Annotated in this window: 17 protein-coding genes and 1 other annotated feature; of the genes, 1 reads left to right on the top strand and 16 read right to left on the bottom strand. The window is 37.8% G+C overall.

All coding sequences use genetic code 11. The features are described 5' to 3' along the window. Window positions 1–17: 17 nt before the first annotated feature. Window positions 18–233: a binding site (T-box leader), on the bottom strand. A 109-nt stretch (window positions 234–342) separates the two neighbouring features. The 7 genes from PATL70BA_RS13640 to PATL70BA_RS13610 all read right to left on the bottom strand — a co-directional run bounded on the left by PATL70BA_RS13640 (window position 343) and on the right by PATL70BA_RS13610 (window position 9678). Continuing rightward, window positions 343–2298, bottom strand: coding sequence for a fructose-1,6-bisphosphatase (locus PATL70BA_RS13640; RefSeq protein ID WP_125137885.1), 1956 nt, complete (start codon window positions 2296–2298; stop codon window positions 343–345). An 11-nt stretch (window positions 2299–2309) separates the two neighbouring features. After that, window positions 2310–3185: an N-carbamoylputrescine amidase gene (aguB, locus tag PATL70BA_RS13635; protein WP_125137884.1), complete on the bottom strand. Its 876-nt coding sequence runs from the start codon at window positions 3183–3185 to the stop codon at window positions 2310–2312. Continuing rightward, window positions 3182–4231, bottom strand: a complete 1050-nt coding sequence (locus PATL70BA_RS13630; RefSeq protein ID WP_125137883.1) for an agmatine deiminase family protein — start codon at window positions 4229–4231, stop codon at window positions 3182–3184. The genes aguB and PATL70BA_RS13630 overlap by 4 nt, the downstream gene beginning before the upstream one ends. 88 nt (window positions 4232–4319) lie before the next feature. Further along, complete coding sequence (locus PATL70BA_RS13625) at window positions 4320–5711, bottom strand: ABC transporter permease (protein ID WP_125137882.1); 1392 nt, start codon at window positions 5709–5711, stop codon at window positions 4320–4322. Beyond that, window positions 5701–8124 carry a COG1361 S-layer family protein gene (locus PATL70BA_RS13620; protein WP_125137881.1) on the bottom strand — a complete coding sequence of 808 codons (2424 nt, stop codon included), beginning with the start codon at window positions 8122–8124 and terminating at the stop codon, window positions 5701–5703. Before PATL70BA_RS13620 ends, PATL70BA_RS13625 begins: the two co-directional genes overlap by 11 nt. A 50-nt stretch (window positions 8125–8174) precedes the next feature. Then, window positions 8175–8864 carry an ABC transporter ATP-binding protein gene (locus PATL70BA_RS13615; RefSeq protein ID WP_125137880.1) on the bottom strand — a complete coding sequence of 230 codons (690 nt, stop codon included), beginning with the start codon at window positions 8862–8864 and terminating at the stop codon, window positions 8175–8177. A gap of 193 nt (window positions 8865–9057) precedes the next feature. Further along, window positions 9058–9678: a 50S ribosomal protein L25 gene (locus tag PATL70BA_RS13610; protein ID WP_125137879.1), complete on the bottom strand. Its 621-nt coding sequence runs from the start codon at window positions 9676–9678 to the stop codon at window positions 9058–9060. A 206-nt stretch (window positions 9679–9884) separates the two neighbouring features. Here PATL70BA_RS13610 and PATL70BA_RS13605 point away from each other — a divergent pair, with 206 nt between their 5' ends. Beyond that, window positions 9885–10256 carry a rhodanese-like domain-containing protein gene (locus PATL70BA_RS13605; RefSeq protein WP_125137878.1) on the top strand — a complete coding sequence of 124 codons (372 nt, stop codon included), beginning with the start codon at window positions 9885–9887 and terminating at the stop codon, window positions 10254–10256. 60 nt (window positions 10257–10316) lie between these two features. Here PATL70BA_RS13605 and PATL70BA_RS13600 read toward each other — a convergent pair whose 3' ends face one another. From PATL70BA_RS13600 to PATL70BA_RS13560, 9 genes are all read right to left on the bottom strand, one after another. Further along, complete coding sequence (locus PATL70BA_RS13600; RefSeq protein ID WP_125137877.1) at window positions 10317–11567, bottom strand: chloride channel protein; 1251 nt, start codon at window positions 11565–11567, stop codon at window positions 10317–10319. 125 nt (window positions 11568–11692) lie between these two features. Then, entirely contained in the window at window positions 11693–11953 is a 261-nt protein-coding gene (locus PATL70BA_RS13595; RefSeq protein ID WP_125137876.1) for an HPr family phosphocarrier protein, read from the bottom strand. A gap of 159 nt (window positions 11954–12112) precedes the next feature. Further along, complete coding sequence (gene ptsP / locus PATL70BA_RS13590) at window positions 12113–13825, bottom strand: phosphoenolpyruvate--protein phosphotransferase (RefSeq protein WP_125137875.1); 1713 nt, start codon at window positions 13823–13825, stop codon at window positions 12113–12115. Between the two features lie 11 nt (window positions 13826–13836). Continuing rightward, window positions 13837–14793, bottom strand: a complete 957-nt coding sequence (locus PATL70BA_RS13585; RefSeq protein ID WP_125137874.1) for a sugar-binding transcriptional regulator — start codon at window positions 14791–14793, stop codon at window positions 13837–13839. Window positions 14794–14810: 17 nt separating this feature from the next. Then, entirely contained in the window at window positions 14811–15521 is a 711-nt protein-coding gene (locus PATL70BA_RS13580; RefSeq protein ID WP_125137873.1) for an L-ribulose-5-phosphate 4-epimerase, read from the bottom strand. Beyond that, window positions 15508–16377, bottom strand: coding sequence for an L-ribulose-5-phosphate 3-epimerase (locus PATL70BA_RS13575; RefSeq protein WP_125137872.1), 870 nt, complete (start codon window positions 16375–16377; stop codon window positions 15508–15510). Before PATL70BA_RS13575 ends, PATL70BA_RS13580 begins: the two co-directional genes overlap by 14 nt. Window positions 16378–16395: 18 nt before the next feature. After that, the gene (locus PATL70BA_RS13570; RefSeq protein ID WP_172596251.1) at window positions 16396–16677 is read right to left on the bottom strand and encodes a PTS sugar transporter subunit IIB; all 282 of its coding nucleotides are present in this window, start codon (window positions 16675–16677) and stop codon (window positions 16396–16398) included. 89 nt (window positions 16678–16766) lie between these two features. After that, window positions 16767–17831 (bottom strand): L-ascorbate 6-phosphate lactonase, encoded by a 1065-nt coding sequence (ulaG, locus tag PATL70BA_RS13565; RefSeq protein ID WP_125137870.1) that lies wholly within the window; start codon window positions 17829–17831, stop codon window positions 16767–16769. A 76-nt stretch (window positions 17832–17907) separates the two neighbouring features. Further along, entirely contained in the window at window positions 17908–18348 is a 441-nt protein-coding gene (locus PATL70BA_RS13560) for a PTS sugar transporter subunit IIA (RefSeq protein WP_125137869.1), read from the bottom strand. Window positions 18349–18455 lie beyond the last annotated feature (107 nt).

The following is an 18455-nucleotide window of genomic DNA, read 5'->3' as shown; positions in this document are numbered from 1 at the left end:
AAAAAAATCCATCCCTAACAAGGGACCGATTTCATCGGCGGTACCACCCTAATTCCTGCAGTAGCAGGCACTTTGGACGCTTAACGTGCGTTAACGGCATGTCCTACTCTTTTCAGACATGCAGCTCAAGTGGGAAGTTCAATCATCGGCTGAACCTATAGGTGTTCACAGCCTAAGACACCTACTCTCTAAAGGAAACCGATCATCTACTAAGAACCAATTATAGTTCTTAACACCGTCATCGCTTTTACAATTGACTATATTGTAACATATTTGACCTAACTGTCAAGAAATAAGTGCTTTTCTGCCAAGAAGTTCTTGACAGTTAAGCACTTATTGACTTTACAAAATACCTTTTTGATACATACCAAGCAAAGTTTTAAGGTTATTGATATCTTCTTTAAGTTTTTTCCCTATATCCGTTTCGCCAACCAGTACTCTGTGATCGGCTTTATGAATAATACTAATCTCAGATATCAGGTCTACATTATGGTCTATGGCTTCTTTCGCTGAATCAAAGGGCTCATGAGTTGCTAACAATAGACCGTGTGAATTATAGATTAAGGTATAACCGGCAATGTTGGTAACAGGCTGATAGGCTTTTGATAAACCGCCATCAATAACGATCAGTTTACCATCCGCTTTAACCGGCGATTCACCTTTACCAACACGAACCGGCACATGCCCATTCACAATTCTGGATACTTTTTTATTCATCCTGAATTCTTCAAAGACCTTGTCACAATAATCTGCACTAAAATAATGTTTATAATAGGGATTCTTATATTCTTTATGGGTTATTGGATCCTTAATAAAGTACCTTTCAAAGGTTTTCATTACACTTTTTCCAAATAGAGATGAGTATTGTCCCATCCATAAGTAATAGAAAATATCGATGTCGTAGTCATCTACTGCTTCAAATCTTCTCGCATAACTGCTTCTTAACATTTTTTCATAGTGATCTAGCAAGGCTTTTCCCGAATAGGTACCACCATCTAGGGTTACCCTTGAGAATTTACCGTCTTCATCTGTAGGTATACAACCATGAAAAAGTAAATTATTGTTATAGTTCAAATAGATGCTCCCTTTTGCCATCATAAAATCAATATGTGATTTCAGTTTTTCATTGGTCATAAAGGATGTTTTTAATTTGAGGATAATTTCCATTTCTTCATTCGACAACTCATAGGGATATTTCGGGTCTATGGTTGGAGAACCGAACCAATCCAATTTATAGATTTCTCCATCTAAAGTGATGGTATCTTTTTCATAATCGATAAAGTTCAATAACAATCGGTTCTGAATATTATATTCTGGATGGCGTGTTATAAATTGTCCTTCCAACTTAAACATAATAATCGATATGGCTTTATGCATTTGCCCGATTAACAATGCATCCTTTTGATTCAGTTCACTAATCACCTTAGGCATAAAAGAAGGTTCCACATATTTATAAGTCTGCATGGCGAATTTGGCTAGAGGCAGTAAGTTAATCCCATAGTTTTCTTCTAATAATTCATGATTCCCATAGCGCATGGATACCCTTAGTACGTTTGCGATACAAGGAAGAGAACCGGCATAAGCGCCCATCCACACAATATCATGATTCCCCCACTGCATATCAATTGAATGGTATTTCATTAAAGTATCCAGAATAATATGAGCACCTGGCCCGCGATCATAAATATCTCCAATGATATGAAGATGGTCAATGGCAAATCTTTGAATCAGTTCACTAATGGCAATGATAAACGGCTCCACTTGTCCAACTTCAATAATCGTGCTAAGGATGCTGTCATAATAGGCCTGCTTATTTTCGACATACTCTTGTTCATGCAAGAGTTCTTCAAGGATATATTCAAAACCTTTAGGAAGGGCTTTTCTAACTTTCGATCTGGTGTATTTAGAAGATGCCTCTCGGCATACACTTACCAACTGTTTCAAGGTTTGATGGTACCAAGCCTCCTCTACCTTATCCTTGCTTTGCTTCATATGAAACAATGTTTCTTTGGGATAATAAATAAGACTGGCAAACTTGCTTTTCTCATCTTCAGATAAGGTTTCTCCAAAAATTTCTTCGACTTTACGTCGTACCACACCTGATCCATTTTTTAAGATATGCACAAACGCTTCATGCTCACCATGGACATCTGACAGAAAATGTTCGGTACCTTTAGGCAGATTTGTAATAGCTTCAAGATTAATAATCTCACGACTGACATCTTGAATCGTTGGAAATTGGCGACTTAATAGCTCATAGTATTTCATTTTCTCTTTCGAAAAAAATATATCTCGCATAAAAAAACCTCCTATATTTTCAAATATCCATCGTTCGTTAAAATGGGCTGATACAAATCCGGTCGGCGATCTCTAAAAATTCCCCATTCAATGCGTTGATTTTCATTTTTTTCCAAGTCAAGCTCCGCAAGTAGAATGGTTTCTTCATCCCGTGAGGCTTCCGCAATTTTATTTCCTGTAGCATCGGTTATGAAGGAGGATCCATAAAAGACAATCGATGATTCATCATCCTTCTCTTCTCCAATACGGTTTGAGGCAATGACCGGCATAAGATTACACGCCGAATGTCCCATCATACAACGCTGCCAATGGTCTTTCGAGTCAACCTCTGGGCTATGAGGCTCTGATCCAATGGCTGTGGGATATAATAGCATCTCAGCACCCATAAGCGCCATAACTCTTGCCGCTTCCGGAAACCACTGATCCCAACAAATACCAACACCGATAACACCATATTTTGTGGACCATACTTTAAAACCTGTGTCTCCAGGATTGAAATAATACTTTTCTTCATACCCAGGCCCATCAGGAATATGACTTTTTCTATAGATGCCTAGCACTTCACCGGTAGCATCTATGATAGCAATCGCGTTATACCTGGCATTGTTTTTTTTCTCATAGAAGCTAATCGGTAATACAACCTCAAGTTCTTTAGCTACAGCTTTAAAATGCAAGATAGCCATATTGTCTTCGACAGATGTGGCATATTCATAATATGCTGGTTTTTCAACCTGGCAAAAATAAGGTGTTTCAAATAGCTCCTGTATTAGAATAATTTGTGCACCTTTTGCAGCTGCTTCTCTGACCAATCGGTCTGCTTTTAGTATATTTTCCTTCTTATCTGATGAGCAGCTCATTTGAGTTGCTGCAACGATGACCTTTCTCATGGCTTACCCTCCTTGATATCACTTATTGCTTTTAGGGGCATTTGTTGTGTGATACAATGCACATTGCCACCTTCTGTTATTAATGCCATACCATCCACTGTTATAACTTTTCTGTCACTAAAAACCTTCTCTAAGATGCTTTTTGCCCTCTCGTCGGTCAAAGTTGCATCCCCGCCAAACACTGGCAAGATGATACCCTTATTGACCATGTAAAAGTTCAGATAACTGAGTGTTAGACGTTCATTATTATAATAACAAGGTGGTGGCGTTGGTAGCTCTATAATTTCTAGATTTCTTGATTTTGCATCTTTGGCGTGCTTTAACACTTCTCTGGCTTTTTGAGTAATCTCATAATTAGGGTCTTTGGGGTCATCACACGCTTGTAATAGAACCGCACCCGGTTTTGCAAAACAGGCGATATTATCAATATGGCCATCGGTTTCATCACCATATAAACCCTGATCCAACCATATGATTTTGGATACATTCAGATATCTCTTAATAATAAGTTCTATATCCGCCTGGCTTAAGTCCGGATTCCGATTTGGATTAAGAAGACACTCTTTGGTAGTTAGTAGTGTACCTTCACCATCCACATGGATCGAACCCCCTTCTAATACCAAAGGCACTTCTATACAAGGTACATCCAGTTGATTCAGTAATATGGATGCCACCTTGTCATCCAAATCATAGGGCAAATATTTCTCACCCCAAGCATTAAATCTCCAACTGATGCCATGAAGCTTACCTTCTCCATCTCTAACAAAAGTAGGTCCATTGTCTCTTGCCCAAGCGTCATTATGAGGTATTCTAATTATATCTACCGTCGTACCGCATAGCCTTCGAATGTCTTCTTCATCTTCCTCATTGATAATGACCGTTACCGGTTCAAAGGCACTTATTGCTCTAACAAGTTCACCATAACCCATACATACCGCTTCATAGTTGTCTTGCCATACTAGGGATGCCTTTACTGGCCACTCAATGATGGTTCTCTCATGGGCTTCCCATTCAGCAGGCATTGTATATTTTACTTGATTCATCATAACCCGGCTCCTCATATCATTAACTTAAAATCTCATTTTTGTCTATTATACCTTTACCTAACTTATAAAACAATATGAAGGCATGTCTTTATTCTGTTCTTAGTGCACTAAGGACACTTAGTTTCATGGCTCTGACTGCCGGTAGGTAACCTGAAATCAAGCCTACCAACGTTGTAAATACTATTGCCAATAGGTACAACCAAAGAGGTATGACAGACAATTGCGCATCAACACCTCCACCGCCCATACCGAAAAGCGAAATATTCTTACCAACAAAATTAAGTATCTTAGAGCCCCCAAAACTGATGATTAATCCTGTCGCTCCTCCTATAAACCCTATCATCGACGCCTCAATTAAAAACATTTTTTTTATATCTTTCATCTTAGCACCTATGACCTTCATGACACCAATCTCTTTGGTTCTTTCATAGATGGACATAATCATCGTGTTAGTGATACCAATGGCCGCGACCAATAAAGATATAGCACCAATACCACCAAGCACCATCTGTATAGCATTAGAAGTGTTTTGCATGCTATTAAGATACTCTATAAGGCTATACGCTTCAAATCCCATACCTTTAATCGTTTCAATCACTGTTTCCACCTGATCTATGTCTTCTACTTGAACGATGGCATTATTATATGTTTCCTCTGTCTTCTTTTTGGAACCTGCATGCGTCGTTTCAGTACCGGGGACAGATGTATTGTATCGATCTTGTTCTTTTTTAATGGCTTTTGCTTGATCTAAGGTGGTGTAGACGCTATAGGCATGTTCGCCTTGACCTTCTATAATGCCGATTGCTGTTATGTTATAAGGACGTACCGGCTTCGTACCCGTACCTCCGGGAGGTGTCTTTTCACCAAAATTCATGTCATAAGAAGCCTTTAGTCTAGCTGTCATTAGGTCTACAGGTGGCGGCATTCTTTCTTCATTACTTTCTTCCGAATACCACATGCCGTCCCCACTATTTCGAGGGTCATAAAAACTATAAGCTACCTCCGAGCCAAATAAAAAAGCCAGTTTATCTTGCTCCTCAAGAAGTCGACCCTCTGTTATTTTTATTTTCTGAATTTCCAATAAAGCCGGTTTAATACCCCTTAACTGTATCCATGATACATACTTATCTGCTGTCATTTTAAGACTAAGTTCCAAGACAGGTGAAGCAATCGCTACACCTGCGATGTTTTCAAAACTTGCTATGGTCATATCTGTTATCATACCTTCATCTGAAGATCCAGAAGATGGTTTATTTTTCATCATTGGGTCATATCGATAGCTCGGGTATACATTAATCGTGGTTAATGAACCCATTCTTTCTATTTCTTTTATGAAGTTTTGGTTCATCGCAATCCCAAGAGAAATCATGAGAACGATAGATGTCGTTCCTATGACAACACCAAGAATCGTTAAACTTGTCCGAAGTTTGCGCCGCCAAAGATTTCTCATACTCACCATAATAAGATCTTTAATCCTCATCCAACATCATTCCTTCTTTTTTTAACCTTCTTTTTTTCATAACAATGGCTATTGTGAAACCAACACCAACCAATAAAGGAATCAATAACCACAGCCATTTATCCATTAGGCTGCTACCATTCTCACCTTCCATTTCACCTGGGAATTCCTCCGGATACTCGCCAACATCTCCGGGATTTTCAAAATTATCCATCACTTGTATTGAAAAGGTTTTTACTTCCTCCATATATTCTCCTGATGGATCATCATAGCCTAATATAATCTTTCCCTCTATAAGACCGGAGGCATTTGGGGTTATGTAGGCATCAAAATAATCCTGATAACCAGGTTCAAAATTACCGATATATTTACTCATCGGTTCAAGATTAAAATCACCTTCTGCACGCACCATGAGATTATATACTTTTACCTTACCTGTATTGTAGACATCAAAATATATGGGAATCATTTCGCCCATCATAACTTCTGTCGGTAGATTAAAATCCGACATCTCCACTCTGGTTGGCTGTTTCACATTGATACCAATTAATTCTGTGGCTGTTATCGGGTTTCCGTCTTTATCTTCATATTCAAAATTCACCTGTATGGTGTAGGTTTTTGGTTGAGCATCCGGCATGGCGTAGAGGCGAATAGATTTTTCGACAATCCCTTTCGGACCAATATCATCAATATAAAATGTATTAGAGCTATTAACCGGCATAAAAATATTGTTCCGAGTGGTTTCAGAGGTTTCTATAGCGGTTAAATAGGTTTTAATATTATAGATTTTTTGACTGGAATGGGCATTTTGAATCCTTAAGCTTAAATCAAATTCAGTGCCTGCATCCACCATAATCGGATTTGCGATGTATTGCTCAATGATTATTTTAGGTACGCCCTTACTTATGCTTTCCGCCGATTCTCCAATAACATAAACACCCATTACCTGGTTCAATGTCTCTTGTTCATATTTTCCGGATTTTTCGTAGTCATATATTATATTAAAGGTTATGGGATAGTTTCTTTCTTTCAAATCATCACCACTTGCTACAAGTTGGAAGCTTAAAGCGGCCTTCTCTCCCTTTAATAATTTTTTTACCTGTATTAATGCACTTGATTTTGGTAAAAATACTGTGTTGTCTTCTATGGACACTTTAATATTTTCTATATCTTTAGGGCCAGCGTTATTAACTACAAAACTGACTACAAAAGGCTGCTCTTGTTTAACAGATGATGGGTAAGCCACTTCATCTATAGAAACCATAGCACTGCTAATTGCTTGTCCTTTTACATATAATCGGATGGTATTACTTCTATTAAGCTTAAAGCCCTCTTGAGTTATATAACTGTAAGCTATGACCAAATTATACCATCCCTGTGGCGTTTCATCCGATATTTTATAAGTTAAGGGCATTGTTACAGATGCGTTTCCCATAAGCTTTTGGTAATCCATAATTTCGTTACCTGATAGTAATGTAAAGTAGTCTGATTTCTCTTTAACCTCGATCCTAGGTGATGATATAGGCTGTTCATCATTTCTAAGGGACAAGTTCAAAAACACCTGATCACCAGAGGAAATTTGAGTAGGCTCATTCATCAAATTCAACTGTACCTGATGGCTTTTGGTCATATCTCTTACAACCCTCAAATACGTTTTGATTTCTTGAGTAAAAAGATCATTATAACTGTTTCTGTATTGAAGTTCCAATGTAATTGGATAGTTGCCTTCTGCTACAGTATCATCCACTACAAATTTCATCTTCATATCTTTTTCTTTTCGTCCATCTATGGTCGTATCATTAGGGTGAAACGTTATGGCTTCCACGCGAATACCCGCCACCTGCAAATCTGTCAGATTCGGAGTAACTATCAAATTCCTAGCTTGATAACGAGTTGTGTTCTTAATACCAATAATCACTTCGTTTATTTCACCTAGGTACACTATTGGAAAAGTTGCATCTTCAAGATTCAAGTAGGGCTGGTATGCCTTCGTATCTATAGGTGGTTCAGGTTCGCTTGGCACTTCACTTCCAGTGGTAGCATTAACCGATATATAATCACTTTGGCTTGTATTTCCACCTACATATGTCAGCTTGACCGGTATGGATGTGGATGTTTCTCCAACCCTTCTCATTGTCAAGGTTTTAGAAAAATTTGCACCCTGCTCCAAGTTCCCCTCAAGAATTAATTCCTTTGACCCACTTTCTTTTAGTTGATACTCACCACTTTCTATTTCAATGAATATCTGACTCAATATCCCTGTAGATCTATTGGTAACTGTAAACGTAATGGTGAATTCATTATAAGCACTTATCGTTGCCGGACTTGTTGAAACACTTGAAATCGTCAAATCTGTTGCACTTCTAACAGACATATTTTGTAACAGACTACCTAATAAACAAAATACCATAATGAATGATACGATTCTTTTCATGCTAAATCTCCTTAGTCATTATGACCAAATATAGTATTATATATTTAATTTTAAGTGTTAACCACTATCTCAAAGATGTTTCCATCCCTGATATGAATAACATAATCTGCAAAGACAGCCAATTCTTCATTATGTGTTACTATGATTAAGGTCTGTCGTCGTTTTTTTACCAACCCCAACATGAGCATCATCATTGTATTGGCCGTTTTTGTATCTAGATTGCCTGTCGGTTCATCTGCAAAGATAATATCCGGATCATTAATAAAGGCCCGTGCAAGACTCACTCTTTGTTGCTGACCTCCACTCATTTCTGTTGGCTTATGCCGCCATCTATCCTTGATGCCTATTGCATCTAACATTTCCATACCGACTTTATGCCGTTCTTTTGGGTGTACCCCTTTAAAAAGCAATGGCATTGTTATATTTTCAAGAGCGTTCAGTGTTGGTATGAGATTATAAGACTGGAAAATAAAACCAATATGTCGCCTTCTAAAATTAGCCAAGTCGGATTCATTCATTTTTTCAATCTTTAGATTTTTAAAACTTATAGAACCTTTTGTTGGAGCTTCTAATCCAGCCATCATATTAAGTAAAGTAGATTTGCCTGAACCGGATGGTCCAAGAAGACAATAAATTTTTTCTTCTTCAATATCTAGATCAATGTGATCTAAAGCGATTACTTTTTCATTGCCCATTCGATATACTTTTCTAAGACCTTTTATGGTCATGATTTTCCCCATATAATCGCCCTCTTCACTGTACTAGTTAATGTAATACACTTGTCCATCATATCATTTTTAACACATAAGTCAATAGCAAAATTTACATATTTCTTTGACGTATTCACGTTTCTAATTGTTGCTATCTTATGGACAAAAAAAGGCAAAAAAATAGAGACCTTATCGGTCTCTATTCTAATTTATAAATTATATCTTATTCTTCTTCTTCGCCTACTAATGCAGGTTGAACTACTTCAGCACCATCTACATCTGTTTCAGGTTCTTCAACTTCAAGGACTTTCAGATGATTCACAACACCATAAACCAATTCTAAGTCGTCCGTTACAAGACTTTCATCTAATTTGAAATCAGCATATGTGATTTGATCACCTAGAGCCATTTCACTAACGTCCACTTCTATAGCTTCTGGCATTAACGTCATGTCACCTGTTACAGTAACCTCATGCTTGTAAATCTGGAATTCCAACTGATTGATTTTTAATGCATCTTCACCATTGAAATGTATTGGTACATGAAGCTGAATCTTTTGATCTTTGGCAACCATTTGGATATCAATGTGCAATAATCTTCTTGAAAGCGGATCAAACTGTACTTCTTTTACAAAACCGAATTTTTTCGAACCTTTATATTGGACCCAAACTTTGGCGTTTGAACCATGATGGGATATAAGCTTTTTAATGACCAATGCATCAAATTTAACGGATGTGGTCGCTTCAATGCCTTCTCCATATAATACACCAGGCACGAAACCTTGTTCTTTAAATTTTCCTGATTTTTTAGGGCGTTCTAACGCTTCTATGATAATTTCTTCCATATGTTTCTCCTTTGGCTGTTAGCCTTTGTCATCTGATAATTTTCTCATAATTTAGTATACCTTTTTTCATAAGAATAGTCAAATAGGATCAATTCTATTAAGTTGTCACATTTTTGATATGTATAGTATACTATCATTATAAGCATTTGCTATGTTTGGTATATTTAATCAACAACTATTTTAGCCATGATAGAAAGAGGTGCACTATGAAAAAAATCACCGTTGTTACACTTATAATTCTCGCCTTACTGGTTGGTTGTGGTCAGAATGATTCACGCATAACCGCAGAAGAGGCTAAAAACATCATGGATACTGAGGATGATTTCCTGCTTGTCGATGTTCGTACTCAAGAGGAGTTTGACTCAGGTTATATCCCTGGGGCTCTTTTAATCCCTCATACTGATATCCGAGAAAAAGCGCCAGACTTATTACCGGATCTGGATCAAAAAATTCTTGTCTACTGTAGATCCGGTAACCGAAGTGAAGTCGCTACCAAAGCATTAATGGACATGGGTTATACAAATGTTTTGGATATGGGAGGCATTAATGATTGGAATTATGATATTGTAAAAGACTGACAAATAAATGATTCTTGTTCACTAGGATTCAACATTCCTAGCATAAAAAACCTGGTGTTTTCACACTAGGTTTTTTATGGTCTTAGTATAGGCATCTGTAAATATATCCTTGCCATAGAGGTGAAAAGTCGTCGATACAGATAGAGCACATACGATAAGTGCCGGTATAAGCATTTCATATTGCCCTGAAAACTCAATAATTAGAATAATGCCTGATATAGGTGCATTTAGATAACCAGCAATCATGGCGCCAATGCCCAGCAAACCAAAAAGAGAATGGTCCACACCATATGGCTTTATGATTTTTCCAAAAGCCACACCTAAGGAAGCACCAATGGTGACCCCCGGATAGAAATTGCCACCAACATATCCTGAACCTAAAGTGATGCCGGTAGCCAGTATCTTTATCAAACCAATCGCAAGCAAAAGACCCAGTCCAAACTCACCGGTTAACACTCTATAGGTCGTATTGTTGTGCAATTCAAAGTTTAATGGAAAAAAATACCCTATTAGACCGATTAATATGGCTGCTGAAAAAAGACGAATATGGATATGTTTCATTTTCTGGAAAAGTCCCGTAAAAAGCTGTATCGACATCATATATAAAATGGCAATAAAGCCCATGAGCAAACCAAATACGACATAACGCCAAATTAATTCCGGAGAAATAAGTGAAACACCATTCACTTCTACAGGAAAGGTTTGACCGTTTTGTGTGACTCTACCAACAAAATTGGCCACCACACTTGCCATAACAATCGGTGCAAAAAAATCTGCAAATTGCTTCTTATATAATACTTCAAGAACAAATACCGCTGCAAATAAGGGCATATGAAATACGGCTGCAATAGCTGCTGCTGCACCACAACCAATAAGGAGCCTAATATCTTTAGACTCAAGCTTTAAATAATAGGCAATGTTCGAACCAATAGAAGCACCAAGGTGCACAATAGGTCCAAATCGACCTGCTGAAAATCCAAAAATTAATGTCACGATTGCACCCACAACGTGCATCAAGACCCTAAAAGGACGCATCAATTGGGTTTTTATAAATTCCAGTTCAACAAGTACCTGCACAATGCCCAAACCAATTTGCCCGTTTCTAAGATAAAGCGTATAAATCCCTGTACTTATTAAGGCGCCTATAATAGGTAGTAGTAGGATACTCGGGTTCTCGGATGTTAACCAAGACCTGGTTAAAGCGACACCTCCGTTTATGGCAGCATTAAAAAAGATGGCCATGATGCCTACAACCAAACCTATTGTTATAGCCATACCCGTGTTTCTTATCAGTCGCATTAATCTATTCATGCCTGTCACCCCATCCACGTCTTATATATCACCTATGATTTTACAACATTATTGGAAATATTACCAATAAAAAGCCTCATAAAACAAGAATTTCCTGTTTTATGAGGCTTTTTAGATTTCCAGATCTAGTCTTCTAATTGACCGACAAAATCCACCAGTTCTTTCAAAGAAGCTTCTTCATTAACGCCATCTGTTATAATTGTCACCTTGCTGCCTTGTCCTATTGCTAATGTCAGTATCCCTAAAATACTTTTTGCATTGATTTTATTACCATCCTTCTCTAAAAAGACTTCACATTTTTGAGCCGTTGCAAGTTTTGCAAACCCAGATGCAGGCCTTGCATGCAAGCCTGTTGCATTTTTTACTTCTACAATTTTTGATTTCATAATAACCATTCTCCTATTTTATTATTCAATTATTGGTTAAGGTGTCAAAACTATATAGTTGAACTTTCACATACAATATATAGTTACGAATGTATCTACGTAATCTACATATTGTATGTGAATTTAGTGAAACTTAGTTTTGACCCTTTAACCATTATTTTATACTTCATTCCAAAAAGCATCAATTAATAGCTTAACTTCTTCTTCAGTACAAGATTGTAATGCCATGTCCGCAAGTCCCTTTGCTTTTATACTATCAATCTGCTTCAGACTGTACCTTGCTTTTAATATACTTGGTGCACTCATGCTCAGTTCATCAAGACCCAAACCTATCAACAAAGGTAAAGCTTGATTTTCTCCGGCCATTTCTCCGCACATACCTACCCATTTTCCTTCTTTATGCGCCGCTTCTGTAACCATCTGAATCAATTTTAGAAGTGAAGGGTTATAAGGTTGATAGAGGTAAGATACATGCTCATTCATCCGATCTGCTGCAAAAGTATATTGAATCAAGTCGTTGGTGCCAATTGAAAAGAAATCCACTTCTTTCGCAAATACATTTGCTAACAAGGCAGCAGCAGGTATTTCAATCATGATGCCTGTTTGATAATTTTTAGAAAATGGAATTTGTTCCGTTTCAAGATCGCTTTCAACTTCTTGTAATACCGCTTTTGCTTTTCTGAACTCTTCTATGGTTGCAATCATTGGGAACATGATATGCAAATTACCATAATTAGCCGCTCGAAGCAATGCCCGAAGCTGTGTTTTAAACATATCCATATTCTGAAGACATAGCCTAAGGGCTCTATTTCCAAGAAAGGGATTCAACTCCTTTGGCATATCAAAATAGGACAGTTCCTTATCCCCACCAATATCAAGGGTTCTGACAACAACAGGCTTATCACCCATTTTTTCAAGCACAGTTTTATAGCTTTCGTACTGCTCCTCTTCAGTTGGGAAACTTTTTCTTCCCATATAAAGAAACTCAGTTCTATAGAGTCCGATACCATCGCCATCATTGGCTATAACACCATCAATGTCATCAGGACTCCCTATGTTGGCTGCCAGATCAATATCTTTAAAGTCTTTTGTCGTACTTTTTTGACCCTTACAACTTTGCCATAGTGATTTTTCCCTATTAAGTATCGCAACCTTTTCCGTATATTTTTCAATTTCATCCGAAGATGGGTGGATGATGATGCTTCCAACCATGCCATCTAGAATGACAAAATCACCATTGCTTAGCTGATCAAAACCATCCATGGTACCTACAACTGCCGGAATCTCCATAGTCCTAGCCATAATGGCACTATGACTGGTCCTACCGCCAATATCCGTAATAAAACCCAGTACAAGTTCTCTGTTTAGAAGTGCTGTGTCTGAGGGTGTCAGGTCTTTTGCAACCAATATTATAGGTTCATCAATTTCCGATAAACCTTTTGACTTTATACCTTTTAGAATCATCAAAACTCTTCTGGTCACATCTTTAATATCTGCCGCTCTTTCTCTTATATAAGCATCCTCCATAGCTTCAAAAATTGCTACAAAACGATCACTCACAGTTTTTAAGGCAAATTCTGCTTTTACTTTTTCTGATGCTATCATATCAGATACCGCTATGGCCAATTCAGGATCTCTTAGGATTTCAATATGGGCACCAAAAATTGCCGCCGTTTCTTCATCCATTTCATTTTCTGTCTTTGATTTTAGTACCTCTAAAGCTTCTATCCCAGCTTGTATGCTATCCTTAAACTTCTGTTGTTCACTCTTGACATCCTGACATCTTTCTCTCTTAATCACGACCTCAACAGGTTCATACTTATACACTTTCCCAATAGCGATACCGTCGCTTGCACCAATCCCTTGAATCATACCCCTGCCTCCTACTTTAACTTTTCATTGAGCTGCAACACATAATTTAAAGTTGCTTCATCTGAAACCAAAGTGTCAATGAGTCCACCTCTAAGAGCACCTAGAATCGCTTTGGCTTTTTTCTCACCTGAAGCAACCGCAATAATCTTTTTATTTTTGATGCTTTCCGTCTTAATACCTATGACATTATCATTCACTTCCATGTCTAAGAAGTTACCGTTTTGATCGAAAAAGTGCGCCAATACAAAACCTATGCCACCATTTTTTACAATCTGGCTTTTCATTTCATTATCCACATAGTTGTCCCATAAAGTCTGCAATGTATTGCTATATATGGAACCAATTCCGGTAAGTATCAGGTCACAATTCTCTATCATGTTAAGCGTACCTTTGATAAGTGGTGTCTCAACAATCGCTTTTCTAGCTATGGGATCGTTGATATAGATGGGAGAAGGTAAAGGGTACAGCTTTCCGCCTAGTTTACTGGATATACTTCTGCCAATGCTAAGCATATCTGTTTGGTCCAAATCATAGCTAATGGCGCCAAATAACTCAACGATACGCATATTATCATAAGCTGTTTTCTTTAAATATTTTGCCGTCGTTCTTACATGCTTACCCCAGGATATCCCTAGTGTCATATCATCATGAAGCAGCATGAGCAACTCTTTTGCAGCCGCCTTACCAACTTCAGTCAACGTATCATTTTTATCCGAGAGTGTCTTCGTAATGACCACATGGGGTAAATCAAATGTTCTTCTGATCTCGCTTTGTAATTTCTCAAACTCATCATTTTGGTAATTAATGGTAATATCAACAATCTGAAGTTCTCTGGCTTTTTTTAGGAGTCTTGATACTTTGGGTCTGGACAAATATAGTGTTTTTGCAACTTCACTTTGTGTTTTACCTTCTAGATAATACAGCACCGATGCATCAATAATCAGCTGATATTCCTCTTTATCCAACATCCTTTTCACCTCACAATTTACTGTCCATAATAGGCATTCTTTCCATGCTTTCTCAAATAATGTTTGTCCAATAACACCTGACTGATTGGCTCTATACGTCTGTTGATTTGTTCTGTATAATAAGCCATTTTTGCAATTTCCTCCATAACCTTCATGTTATGTACGGCTTCTACAGCATCTTTTCCCCATCCAAATGGACCATGATTTGAGATGATCATACCCGGTAGTTCATCAGGATTTTTGCTGTTATTAGCCATGGTCTCAATCATAACCTTGCCTGTGTTAAGCTCATAATTCACTTCAATTTCTTCTTTGGTCAAAGCTCTGGTACATAATATTTTTCCAAAGAAATAGTCTGCATGTGTTGTACCGTAACACGGTATATCAATACCGGCTTGAGCCCATGAAGTTGCCCATTCAGAGTGGGTATGGACCACACTACCTATGGTATCATAAGCTTTATATAGTGCAAGATGGGTAGGTGTGTCTGAGGATGGTTTGTAATTGCCTTCTATGATGTTACCTTCTAGATCCAATACCACCATGTCCTCTGGCTTCATGGTGTCATAATCCACACCGCTTGGCTTAATAACAATCCGATTGGTTTCCCGATCAATTGCACTCACATTACCCCAAGTATAAATGACCAATCCTTGTTTTACAAGCTCAATATTGGCTTTATAAACTTCTTCTTTCAGTTCTACTATTTTTTGATTAACAGCTTGCATAAAAGCCTTCACCTGCCTTCTTTGTCAACCATTGTCTTGCTGTCTTAATATTAGATACGCAAGTATCATAATCCTCTTCCAATTCATTGTCTGCCCACATCTCAACTAAGAAGGGACCTTTGAACTCAAGGGTTTTTATCTTTCTGAAAAAAGCTTCAAAGTCAACCGTACCTTGACCAAAAGGCACACACTTGAATTTCCCCGGTAATGTATCCTTTAGATGCACGCCAACTGTATGGTGGATGCCAAGGGCCAGTTCTTCATCAGGTTCCTTGGTCCATTGACTCAGATTACCGATATCCGGATAGATTTTGAGCCATGGTGAATCCACTTCTTCAATATAAGGCATGCATCTAGTTATGGTACCCATAAAGGGTGTATCCATAATCTCCAAAGACAACATAACATTAGCACTTGAAGCCATTTGCGTTGCTTCTTTTAGACCCTCTAGGAATAAGGCTTTGGTTGTATCATCCGAGGGCTCATAGTAAACATCATACCCTGCAAGTTGTATATTAGAAACACCCAGATCTCTTGCGAGTCCAATGGCTTGTTCCATAATATCATAGGCTTTTCTTCGAATGATTGGATCCTTACTTCCAAAAGGATACTTTCTATGACCACTTAGACAGATGGAATTGATATAAAAGGATTCCTGCCACAGTAAGTCTTTGATATACTTTCTTTTTTCCTTGCTCCAATGCAAACGGTTCAAACGTTCATTCGTTTCATCAATAGACATTTCAATGAAATCATAACCCGCTGCCTTTGCAATCTTAATCTTCATGGCCCAATCAAATCGATTAGGAATAGCTTTCTCATAAATACCGATGGGTCGTTCCTTTATTGTATACATGTCTCTCTCCGTATGTGCTTATGATTTTAGTGCCGCTTCCACTTTATCTCTGATTTCTTGTTCTGACAAAAGATTAATGAGACCAATGATTTTTGCTTTACCGACATTAGAAAATTCATTTACAAGCATGTGAGATACCAAAACCAGATCAAAATTCCTAGCATCTGACTTTGCTTGGCCTACACTTGCGTGATGCACTTCACAATCCAGCCCCATGTCTTTTAACACTTTCTCAATTTTCATTTTTATAATCAAACTCGAACCCATTCCATTACCACATGCTGCTAATACCTTTAACATCTTCATTCCTCCTATTTTTAACAAACCATAGATGTGCATACACTTTTATTTTGAAGTTATCTTTAGTATAACATCAAAACACTTGAAGCTTATAACAAGGACTTAAATGGCAGATCCGGTTCTATCGCAAAGGCGTCATGAAAACCTCGGTCATACATATATTCCATAGCATCTTTATCTTCCGGCCATGTGAATTTACCACCCACCTGCCAAATAAATGGCTTAAACTGGTACTTTAATCGATCTTTTTTCATATGCCAAAGTGTTGTGATTTCTTTTGGGTCAGCCATGAAGTTCGTCCATATGTCATGGTGAATGGGAATGACAACTTTTGTTTTTAAGCACTCTGCCATGCGCAAGATGCCTTCTGCTGTCATTTTGTCTGTCATGCCTCTTGGGTTCTCACCAAAGGATCCAAGAGCCACATCCACGTGATAGTCGTTACCATGCTTCGCAAAATAATTTGAATAGTGAGAGTCTCCACTGTGATACAAATTGCCACCAGGTGTTATAAACAAATAGTTCAATGCCAAATCATCCATTTCTTGAGGCATTTTTCCTTTTAGTATTTCTCCTTTTTTGGCTGTGACCAATTCTGTTCTATCAAAAGAATCAAGGGCAACAACTTCAACATCACCGACTTTATAGGTGTCTCCCGGTCTTAATGTTATAAGTCTTTCTTCTTCAACACCCCAACCGCGCCAAATATCGGTACATGCTTTTGGGCCTATGAATTTTACGGATGTATCTGTGTTCTGACATACAGCTGCAGCCACATTCTCATCTATATGATCACCATGATCATGGGTTGATAAAACCGCATCAATTTCTTTAATCATAAATGGGTCGATAACAACCGGTACATTTCTAAGATTTGGTTGAAGGGCTTTACAACCAATCATTCTCTGATGTTGGTGTTGGTCTGTCATCAAGCCGTTGCCATGAGATTTTTTACCCGCTTTCACCCATAAATCAACACATAAATTGGTTTGGTTCTCTGATTTCAACCAGATGCCCGTACATCCTAACCACCACATAGCAAATGTGCCGGGCTCTACGACTGTGCTTTCTATTTCTTCATTCAGCCATTGTCCCCATTCAGGAAAAGTGCTTAGTATCCAACTGTCTCTTGTAATCTCATTAATTTTACTCATAATCGATTCCTTTCTTGATAAAAATCCAGTCAATGGGTCAAAACTTAACTCATTTGTTTTGACACTTGAGCCATATCTAGTTAAAAATGTCTAAAATCTGTTTTTTAGTTGTTGAATTAAAAAGGGCATCTTGCTTATCCTGATCCGATAAAACAGTAACAATTTCTTGCAGCATTTCCAAATGGCGTTCAGAATCTACACAAGATAATGCAATAAATAGAGCAGCATCATTGGCACCATCTTCAGTAAATGATACCGGTTTGCCAAGTACCATCACGCTAAAACCAACTTCTAATGAACCTGTTTCCGGTCTGGCATGAGGAATCGCTATATTAGGTGCAATAACAATATAAGGGCCATGCTCTTTAACCGATTCGATCATGCCGTCAATATAGGATTGTTTAATCTGCCCACCTCTTAATAAGGGCTCAGCTGACCTTATAACTGCTTCTTCCCAGCTTGGTAATGCCTCAAAAAATTGTATGTAGTCCTCTGTAAGTTCAAAGCCTTGTATCATGATTTACCTCCTTGATTAACTTATATTCTCATCTTATGCTTTATCTGCACATTTGTCAATAAAATTGGATATATTGAACGTTTGTTCATCAATAAAATAAGCTGCCG

It is taken from the genome of Petrocella atlantisensis, assembly GCF_900538275.1.
Classification (GTDB): Bacteria; Bacillota; Clostridia; order Lachnospirales; family Vallitaleaceae; genus Petrocella; species Petrocella atlantisensis.
Note: the sequence above shows the minus strand (reverse complement) of the source record. Positions and strands in the feature narration are given on the sequence as shown.

Bases quoted from the DNA above. Each gene is read 5' to 3' on its own strand.
- PATL70BA_RS13640 (WP_125137885.1), bottom strand. From the start codon at position 2,298: ATGCGAGATATATTTTTTTCGAAAGAGAAAATGAAATACTATGAGCTA.
- aguB (WP_125137884.1), bottom strand. From the start codon at position 3,185: ATGAGAAAGGTCATCGTTGCAGCAACTCAAATGAGCTGCTCATCAGAT.
- PATL70BA_RS13630 (WP_125137883.1), bottom strand. From the start codon at position 4,231: ATGATGAATCAAGTAAAATATACAATGCCTGCTGAATGGGAAGCCCAT.
- PATL70BA_RS13625 (WP_125137882.1), bottom strand. From the start codon at position 5,711: ATGAGGATTAAAGATCTTATTATGGTGAGTATGAGAAATCTTTGGCGG.
- PATL70BA_RS13620 (WP_125137881.1), bottom strand. From the start codon at position 8,124: ATGAAAAGAATCGTATCATTCATTATGGTATTTTGTTTATTAGGTAGT.
- PATL70BA_RS13615 (WP_125137880.1), bottom strand. From the start codon at position 8,864: ATGGGGAAAATCATGACCATAAAAGGTCTTAGAAAAGTATATCGAATG.
- PATL70BA_RS13610 (WP_125137879.1), bottom strand. From the start codon at position 9,678: ATGGAAGAAATTATCATAGAAGCGTTAGAACGCCCTAAAAAATCAGGA.
- PATL70BA_RS13605 (WP_125137878.1), top strand. From the start codon at position 9,885: ATGAAAAAAATCACCGTTGTTACACTTATAATTCTCGCCTTACTGGTT.
- PATL70BA_RS13600 (WP_125137877.1), bottom strand. From the start codon at position 11,567: ATGAATAGATTAATGCGACTGATAAGAAACACGGGTATGGCTATAACA.
- PATL70BA_RS13595 (WP_125137876.1), bottom strand. From the start codon at position 11,953: ATGAAATCAAAAATTGTAGAAGTAAAAAATGCAACAGGCTTGCATGCA.
- ptsP (WP_125137875.1), bottom strand. From the start codon at position 13,825: ATGATTCAAGGGATTGGTGCAAGCGACGGTATCGCTATTGGGAAAGTG.
- PATL70BA_RS13585 (WP_125137874.1), bottom strand. From the start codon at position 14,793: ATGTTGGATAAAGAGGAATATCAGCTGATTATTGATGCATCGGTGCTG.
- PATL70BA_RS13580 (WP_125137873.1), bottom strand. From the start codon at position 15,521: ATGCAAGCTGTTAATCAAAAAATAGTAGAACTGAAAGAAGAAGTTTAT.
- PATL70BA_RS13575 (WP_125137872.1), bottom strand. From the start codon at position 16,377: ATGTATACAATAAAGGAACGACCCATCGGTATTTATGAGAAAGCTATT.
- PATL70BA_RS13570 (WP_172596251.1), bottom strand. From the start codon at position 16,677: ATGTTAAAGGTATTAGCAGCATGTGGTAATGGAATGGGTTCGAGTTTG.
- ulaG (WP_125137870.1), bottom strand. From the start codon at position 17,831: ATGAGTAAAATTAATGAGATTACAAGAGACAGTTGGATACTAAGCACT.
- PATL70BA_RS13560 (WP_125137869.1), bottom strand. From the start codon at position 18,348: ATGATACAAGGCTTTGAACTTACAGAGGACTACATACAATTTTTTGAG.